At 40.9% G+C, this 5,191-nt stretch carries 5 protein-coding genes; 4 read left to right on the forward strand and 1 reads right to left on the reverse strand.

Going from position 1 to position 5,191, the window contains the following annotated elements:
- The 4 genes from VNZ46_RS00885 to VNZ46_RS00900 all read left to right on the forward strand — a co-directional run.
- On the forward strand, positions 1 to 368 hold a 368-nt coding region (locus tag VNZ46_RS00885), incomplete at its 5' end, for a hypothetical protein (protein WP_325558175.1).
- 26 nt (positions 369 to 394) lie between these two features.
- A complete protein-coding gene (locus VNZ46_RS00890; RefSeq protein ID WP_325558176.1) occupies positions 395 to 1,945 on the forward strand; it encodes a PKD-like family lipoprotein in 1,551 nt (516 codons plus the stop codon).
- 70 nt (positions 1,946 to 2,015) lie between these two features.
- Positions 2,016 to 3,404 carry a TlpA disulfide reductase family protein gene (locus VNZ46_RS00895; protein ID WP_325558177.1) on the forward strand — a complete coding sequence of 463 codons (1,389 nt, stop codon included), beginning with the start codon at positions 2,016 to 2,018 and terminating at the stop codon, positions 3,402 to 3,404.
- 11 nt (positions 3,405 to 3,415) lie between these two features.
- Positions 3,416 to 4,534 (forward strand): thioredoxin family protein, encoded by a 1,119-nt coding sequence (locus tag VNZ46_RS00900; RefSeq protein ID WP_325558178.1) that lies wholly within the window; start codon positions 3,416 to 3,418, stop codon positions 4,532 to 4,534.
- Positions 4,535 to 4,608: 74 nt separating this feature from the next.
- Here VNZ46_RS00900 and VNZ46_RS00905 read toward each other — a convergent pair.
- A partial coding sequence (locus VNZ46_RS00905; protein ID WP_325558179.1) for a hypothetical protein occupies positions 4,609 to 5,191 on the reverse strand: 583 nt, incomplete at its 5' end.

Below are 5,191 nucleotides of genomic sequence, written 5' to 3' on the forward strand. Positions count from 1 at the left end.
TTCTGAGTAAGGATATAACCAGCGGCGGGCAAACCAGGCCACAATATTATACCCGTCTGAAAATAAAGGTAGATGATATTGCAGGTGCTCCGCCATTCTGGGATGCCAACAGTGTGTATTACAGTTTTACATCCGGTTACCTGGGCACGTTCAGTACCCTCAAATTCCAACTGCTGATCAACAGGTTTAACCTCAATGCCGAGGAATTGGTTAAACCAAACTGGTTTCTGACCAATTCGAACTATTTCCGTTTATCGGGCTGGGCCAACGGTTTAAAAGCCTATCTGGACCAGATGCAGGCTAAAGGTACTCCAGTATATGAGGCCGATGGGGTGACTTTGATGACTATGGGTAAATACGCGAGTTAACCAATTTGAATCTAAATATAGAATCCATGAAAAAGAAATATATAACCAGCCGGACCGCAATTATCGTACTGCTGTTCCTGGTCCTTGTATCCTGTAAAAAGGATATGGGAAATTATAGTTATAAAGATATTAATGACGCAAAAATCAGTGGAATAGAGAGTCTTTATACTACACTCAGGGGAGAAAAACTATCTATCTCTCCACAACTGGCCTTTACCCAGGACCAATCTGCGGATACCAGTAAGTATACTTATCAATGGCTTTCTCTGGACCCAAAAAGTTCGCCCACAGTCTCCAGGGTTATAGCCACCACACGCAACCTGAACTGGACGGTAGACCTGGCCTCTACTGATAAGACGTACACTATCTATTATACTGTTAAAGAAAAAAGCACAGGGGTTATCTGGAAGAAAGTATTTAATTTACTGGTCAATACCAATATTTCTGATGGTTGGGTAATCTTAAATGAGACGGATAACAGTAATGCCCGGTTAGATTACCTGAATTATAGTGCAGCCACCAACAGCTTTCAATATTATCAGGATATATTGCTGGCCTTTAGTACGCTGCGCTTAAAAGGAAAACCGCAAATGGTCCAGTTCTATCAGCGAAGAGACGTTTTTTCCGGTAAATCTGGAAGGTCGGTGCTTGTGGGAACAGACCAAAACACTGTTGTGATCAATACTGAGGACAATACATTTAGTTCATATACGGATATCATCAATACTATGAGCAATTATTTTCCTCCTCCTTACTATGCAAAATCTGTAAGGTGCCAGGGTGGTAATTTAAGTTATATGTATGATAATTTAGGTCAGCTCTTTTTTGAAAACCCTACTTCGAGTATAGGTTATGCCAGTGCAGTTAATAAATTGATTACCGGAGAAGCCGTAAATATTTCTCCTATGTATGCGGAAGGATACATGCAATCAAATAATTATGCTTTATTGTATGATGTGACCAGGAAAAGGTTTATGGAGCATAAAAATTTCAATACTTCCGTTTCTGTTCCGGTTGCACCAATTGCAACGCCTTCTGCACCGTCATTATTTGATCCGGGCAATATTGGCATGGACCTGGTATACATGGCCTCTACACCAGCAATTACCGCACAGACTTATGCACTGTTTAAAAATAATACGGGAAAGTTGTTCCTTGCCCGTATGCGCTGCAATTCAGATTCTTTTGTTCCTCTGGCCTTTGATGAAATTACAACTGCGGCTCCAATGACTGGTGCAAGTCAGTTTGCAATAGACCCGCAACAGGGTTATTTACTGTATGCCACGGGGTCAAAAATATACCGCTACAATGTGTTTGATAGATCAAATGCCATGGTTGCAGATTACGGATCCAGAAAAATTAGCCTGATCAAATACCAGAAAATGGTATATGATCCTTTAAAAACGAGATATGCGGAGTATGCGACAAAGTTAATTGTCTGTACTTATGAGGAAGGGAATCCTTCATCTTCAGGTAAAATGGATTTGTACAATGTACCTAATTTAAATGGAGATTTATCTCTATATAACTCATTTTCTGGAATGGGAAAAATTATTGACGTTACTTATCGAGAATAAAATTTAGGGCCTCAGGCTTGCCTTCGGGGCAAGCTTATTACCCAACATACAAATATTAATACAAGCAATTATGAATTTTAAAAGAATGTTAAGCACAGCGACGCTGGTGCTGGCAGGGCTGTGCACTTTTGCGCAGATCCCGGTAGAAGTTACAGGATTATTGGCCATGGAAAGACCTGGTACCGTTAAACTTTATAAAGTAAGTGATGGCGAATTGTCTGAATTGGCCAGCTCCATTCCTGGAAAAGATGGCCGCTTTGGCTTTGCTTTTTATCCGGAATATGAAGGACTTTATGTCCTTGGTACGGGGAAACCGAATAGTCCAACAGACCAGTACACCTTTTATTTTAAGGGTGGTGACAAGCTGTCTGTAGTTTTAAAAAACAGTACTTATGAATTAAGCGGAACCAGCAATTCAAAAGAAAATGCGGTGATGTGGCAATGGTTTAAGCTTACGGATTCCATTTATCAGAAATCCATCAATTTTATGAGAGGAGGCGGTTCAAGTACTTTTGTTGATTTTTTTCCTCAACTGGAAGATGTTGTGGCAAAATCAAAACAATTTTTAAAGGGCAAGGCTACAGGTAATTTGAAGTTTGACCGCAGGATGAAAGATATTATAGAGATGGATCTTGCCAACTATGCTTCAAATTTTCTAAATACGCCAAGGGCAGCTCATCCGTCGGTAGAAGAATTTAGTCCTTATTATAATGGATTGGGTTCATCTAAATTAAGCCAGACAGCGTCAAAGATCTATGAATATCCTTGGGGAAAGAGAGTTTTTGAAGCAACATTAATGATCAATATGCGTCAAAAAAACATACCATTTAAAGAGGGGATAGAGGGCGTAAAAACAGTTTTACCTTTAATTAGCAATGATACTTTAAAGGGAGATTTCGTTATACAACGAATGGCCGGTTTGAAAAACTATTCAGATTATACTGCTTATTTGGAGGCTTTTTCAAAGTATTTTTTAACCGACAGATTAAAGAAAAGACAGATTGAAATTGCTGCACCGCTGGCCACGCTAAAAACAGGAGAAGCCGCTTTTAATTTTTCTTATCAGGATAAAGATGGCAAGACTGTTTCCATGGCAGATTTAAAAGGGAAAGTTGTACTTGTGGATGTCTGGGCTACCTGGTGCGGGCCTTGTAAAGCACAGATTCCTTATTTGAAAAAGCTGGAAGAAGATATGAAGAACAGGGATGTGCAAATGGTGAGTATTTCTGTGGACGAAGCCCGAGACAAAGAAAAATGGCTTAAAATGATCAAAGACGAGAACCTTGGTGGTCTGCAGCTATTTGCTGCGGGCTGGGGCGATTTGTCCAAATATTACAAAATTGATGCTATCCCACGTTTTATGGTATTTGATAAGGCCGGGAAGATCATCAGCATTGATGCTCCAAGACCATCTGCCCCGGAACTCAAGGCTTTACTAGAAAAAACACTGGCCAATTGACACAAATGAATATGAAACATCTTAAAATATATATGGTATTGCTGATGATGTCTCTATCCATAGTCGCCTGTGCCCAGGAACTTCCACTTGCAAAGGCACAGGCATGGAAAGCGATATTTGACCAGGCGAAAAAAGAAAATAAAATGGTCTTGGTAGATGCTTATTTTGAAGGCTGCGCTCCGTGTAAACAAATGGAGGAAACTGTTTTTGTATGGCCAGAGGTAAAACAGCTTCTGGCAGACAGTTTTATTTTTTCGAAAATTGATTTTTTATCCGATACGCTGGGTAAGGCGCTCCAAATGAAGTATGCAGTTACTGGTTTCCCCACATTTTTGCTGTTCAACCAGGAAGGTAGACTTGTTAGCCGTTTTTCGGGCTATAAAGAGGGTGACAAATTTCTAAAGCGTTTAAAAGAGGCAATGTCGCAATCTAAAAGCAATCAAATTATGGCTGGATTTAGCCCAGAATTGGATGTTGCCTATCCGGCATTTTATATTACATTATTTAAGGAGCGTAAAAGTATTGACATACAGGCTTTAGCGGAGTGGTTAAAAGGGAAGGATAAAACCAAAGAAATGTACGCAATGCCGTTGTTAATGGCCAATAATTTAAACCCTGAACTGAATAGCTATTTTCTGGATAACTATGCCAGGCTGGAAAACTTGTATGGCCGGGAATTGGTTTGGGATAAGCGGAACAGGATTATAGCCAGTAGGTTAAAAAGTGAAGTTCCTCTGCGGGATGACGCGAAGTTTGACCTCTTCCTGAAACATATAAAACCCTTGTTCTCTGCAACAGACTGGCCTTATGGCCAGCTGGACATTGCAGAAAACTATTTCTTTAACATACACAAAGATCTTCTGGCATTTCTGAAATTTGCTGTGGTAAATTTTAACGATGATGATAATAAGGTGAGGTATCTGGCCAGAAATATTCGTTCAGAGCAGGAGCGAAAGGTGTTTGGCGAATGGCTGAAACTTGTGATAAATAAAGACTCTGGATCTGAAGTATTGTCTATCGCTGCCTCTACGATGACGGGGCTTGGCGACATGAAAACCGCCAAAGAATACGGTGACTGGGCGGCGAAGAAACGGGAATTGCTTAAAATACATCTGGAGAATTACCAATAGGGAAAGCCAAGCAATGTTCCTTGCATGAGGAACATTGCTTGGCTTAAACCAAACTTAACAGCAGCTAAGATATTCTAACTAAAGCTATACTTCACCACTAATATCAGTTCTTCCAGATTTTTCAACGGAGCCGCGGAGATGGCTAAGTTGAAGGAAGTACCTAAGGTTATGGATGTGCTGGTTTCCTGGCAGAGCTTCCAGGCGTCTACTCTGGCCATGTTCAATGGCGCGGCGTCTACCTGGACAGCGTAACTTGCAGGATTTCCCGTTACCTTGGCCACAAACATCACTTCTTCGATAACCGGGTTCAGCATCTGCGCCATATACGGCAATCGCATCGAATCGATCGTTAAATCGACATGACCAGCAGTTTTTAACAAATTCCACTGGTTCGGTAAATCGTGTTTCACATTGACCGCTACATGCAAACCTTCTTTCGAAAGCTGCTGCCTGATCACGTCCAACCGGTCTTTTAAAGAAGCATTGGCCAGATTTTTTAACGAAGAGCCACCTTCGCGAGAGGTATACTTGATATGTACAATCACATCAGCAATCGTGTTATAATCAAATTGCCTGATTTCAGAAGCAGGAAGCTCTAACCTCCAGCTGCTGATCGCACCTGTACCTTCAAATGGGAGATAGCGCTCATCTTTAAAG

This window comes from Pedobacter sp. (assembly GCF_035566355.1).
In the GTDB taxonomy this organism is placed as follows: Bacteria; Bacteroidota; Bacteroidia; order Sphingobacteriales; family Sphingobacteriaceae; genus Pedobacter.